This window comes from Bartonella propinqua, from assembly GCF_047263965.1.
Classification (GTDB): domain Bacteria; phylum Pseudomonadota; class Alphaproteobacteria; order Rhizobiales; family Rhizobiaceae; genus Bartonella.
Genome location: NZ_JBLEBK010000023.1, coordinates 1 through 2,804, shown reverse-complemented (window position 1 = coordinate 2,804; position 2,804 = coordinate 1). Strand labels below are relative to the sequence as shown.

Below are 2,804 nucleotides of genomic sequence, written 5' to 3'. Positions count from 1 at the left end.
AACGGCGTGCTTGAAAATTAACTGTTCCGCTTATTATGTGATTATCTGCACCACAAATCGCCCAACCCGTCTTGGTGCCTAAATCAACGCAAAGAATAGTTTGTGAAATCAAATCCATAATCCCCCCCTAAAAAATATTGCATGTTCGTATGTGCGCTATAATTGAACGCGTAGTAATAAGTTTTTAAAAAAGTGGATTAACTCACACAGCCAGACCAGATATGCTGCATGCATCATCTATTAATTTGATTTCGTTATTTCTTTTTTCGATGAGCTTATCTCTTAAGTCCTCAAGCTCATTTTTGACTATAATCATAAAAAAGGTTAGCTCACCTAAGCGATTAAAAGATGATAAATCTTTAGAAAAATGATTATCAAACCAAGCAGTAAAAACTTGCATACCCACAGTTGAAAACCATTGATTAAAGTCATCGTACGGAAATAATGGGAAATAATTTCTATCATCATTCTCAAAGATACTCTGCAGCGTATAGAGAATAAAACTTGTTGATGGACAATATGATTTTACACGCTGATATGCATTATTACATGAATAAGCATTGTAGTACATATCTCTCTGTCCAATACTATTAACAAGATCAATCATCTGGTCTTTGCTTATAGTGATCTGATGCTGATTATTTGCCATCTCTTTTTTTGCTCCAGTTTAAGAGTGTGAGCTGGGTTGTTTTGACATGCTACGCTGTTGGCATGCTTCCATACAAACAAGAGAACTGTTGACAAAAAAAGAGGTTGAAGAGGATTGTTCATTCCATAATGCTTCCAGAAGATATGCAACGGCTCCTCTTGAAGGAACACCATATTTTTCCCAACGCCATACTGTTGATTTGTTTACACCTAACCGTGCAGCCATTTCTTCTAGAGTTAAATTCAGATTTTTACGTAACTGTTTTACTGCTATTTTTTCCATAAACATAAGTATGCATTATGAGTATTTTAATGTCAAGTCGAAATGCATACTAATTTTATGCAATATGAGTATATTAAGGAGATGAAAATGCTTAATAACACAATAGATCAATCTGCTAGATTAATAAAAGCACGTTTAGCACGTGGTTTTAGAAGCGCTAAAGAAGCGGCTAGATATTTTGGCTGGAACTATTCTAGCTATATACAACACGAACAAGGATTAAGAGGAATATCGCGCACATCTGCAAAATATGCAAAAGCATTTAGAATTAGTGAAGGGTGGTTATTAACTGGAGAGGGAGATGGACCCTCCTTTCCAATCCCCGCCACAAAACAAACTATTGATGAGCAAATTATTGATCTGCTACAAAAAACAACTCAACCAGATAAAGAAACAATTCTTCACCTTTTAAATCGCCTGCATGCAGAAGAAAAAAAATAAAAGCTTTTTTTCTTTCATAATTAAATATAGAAATTAGCTGTATTATTTTATTATCTAATTCCATATCATCTTTTGTTATCTTCATAACTATTTCCTTTCCCCTTTCTTAGAAAATTGTCAATTAATAAAAATCTTGTAAGAAGATTTTTATACTTTTTAAAAAATAATATACATAACGCATACTTTATTGTTGACATATATGCATTATGAATACTATATTCATATTACAATTCACACAAAAGCAATCGCTTACAAGCGGAGGGGTAAAACTATGGAAAAGCCAATCTTTGTGAATTCTGATGAAATCTTGTTAGTCGTCTACAATAACGGTGAACACGTTGCTCAATCAGGACCATTTTATGATGAATTTGATATTTTGAAAGTTCTTGAAGGTACAGAAGGTGCAATCAAAGTCCTTTGTATAGATAATTCAACCAAATACTGTGAAGACATCAGCGAAGAAATTGCAGAAGCATACATCAAAGAAAATGATATTCTTCAATTCAACAGCACTGGACACCCTTTTATAGAAGAAAGCGATGCTTTTGATGCTTTTTGGGATGAAATAGCCAAACAAGAATATGAAGATGCACTGTACGGCACCTATGAGCAACAGCACCGCCTGCGCCCTTGTGACGTTCTGTAAAAATATTATCTAGGGGCGTTTTAAAGCACTCCCCCTTTATCAAAAAATCACAACAAAAGACATCAGCATTCTTTCTCAAGAGCTGAAAAGGAAAAGTATACATTAAAAATCAAGGAGAAAAATTATGGAACTGAAATATGAAATGACCGACGAAACAATCGAAATCAACGGATTCACGCTTTACCGCATTAAAGCTCTTAAAGACTTCGGTAACGTTGAAGCAGGCGACCTAGGTGGTTTTATAGAACATGAAGAAAACTTGTCGCATGATAAAAACTGTTGGATCGATGATAATGCTAAAGTTTATGGAGATGCCAAAGTGTATGATAATGCATTCATTTTCGAAAATGCTGAAATTTACGATGAGGTTAAAGTCTATGGACGTGCCCAAATCTATGAAAATGCTAAAGTCTTTAATAATGCGAAAGTTTTCGGTAATGCAGAAATCTATGGAAATGCAGTTATTTACGACAATGCTAAAATTTGCGATAAAGCTGAAATTTACGGTGATACCAACGTCTATGGCAATGCAGTAGTTTTTGACAATGCACGAATTTCTGAAAATGCTAAAATCTGCGACAATGCTAAAATTTTCAATAATGCAAAAGTTTACGGCAATGCCGCAGTTCATGACAGTGCTAAAATTTTCGATAATGCTAAAATTTACAATGATGCTTTTATTAGCGATTATGCGCAAGTTTACGGTAATGCCCAAATTTCTGGGAGCGCGCGTATCTTTGGGAACGCAAAAATATGCGATGATGCTTTCGTTTCTAATAAAGCAAG

The 2,804-nt window shown here is 34.5% G+C and carries 5 protein-coding genes; 3 read left to right on the top strand and 2 right to left on the bottom strand.

Annotated features, from left to right (window positions below):
- Nucleotides 1-202: 202 nt before the first annotated feature.
- Nucleotides 203-649: a hypothetical protein gene (locus ACMFKV_RS07070; protein WP_413154910.1), complete on the bottom strand. Its 447-nt coding sequence runs from the start codon at nucleotides 647-649 to the stop codon at nucleotides 203-205.
- A gap of 18 nt (nucleotides 650-667) precedes the next feature.
- Nucleotides 668-931, bottom strand: coding sequence for a helix-turn-helix domain-containing protein (locus ACMFKV_RS07065; protein WP_413154909.1), 264 nt, complete (start codon nucleotides 929-931; stop codon nucleotides 668-670).
- 87 nt (nucleotides 932-1,018) lie between these two features.
- Between ACMFKV_RS07065 and ACMFKV_RS07060 the strand changes: the two genes are divergently transcribed.
- The 3 genes from ACMFKV_RS07060 to ACMFKV_RS07050 all read left to right on the top strand — a co-directional run.
- On the top strand, nucleotides 1,019-1,372 hold the full coding sequence (locus ACMFKV_RS07060; RefSeq protein ID WP_413154908.1) for a helix-turn-helix domain-containing protein: 354 nt from the start codon (nucleotides 1,019-1,021) through the stop codon (nucleotides 1,370-1,372).
- A gap of 271 nt (nucleotides 1,373-1,643) precedes the next feature.
- On the top strand, nucleotides 1,644-2,018 hold the full coding sequence (locus ACMFKV_RS07055) for a hypothetical protein (RefSeq protein WP_413154907.1): 375 nt from the start codon (nucleotides 1,644-1,646) through the stop codon (nucleotides 2,016-2,018).
- A 124-nt stretch (nucleotides 2,019-2,142) separates the two neighbouring features.
- A partial coding sequence (locus ACMFKV_RS07050; protein ID WP_413154906.1) for an LbetaH domain-containing protein occupies nucleotides 2,143-2,804 on the top strand: 662 nt, incomplete at its 3' end.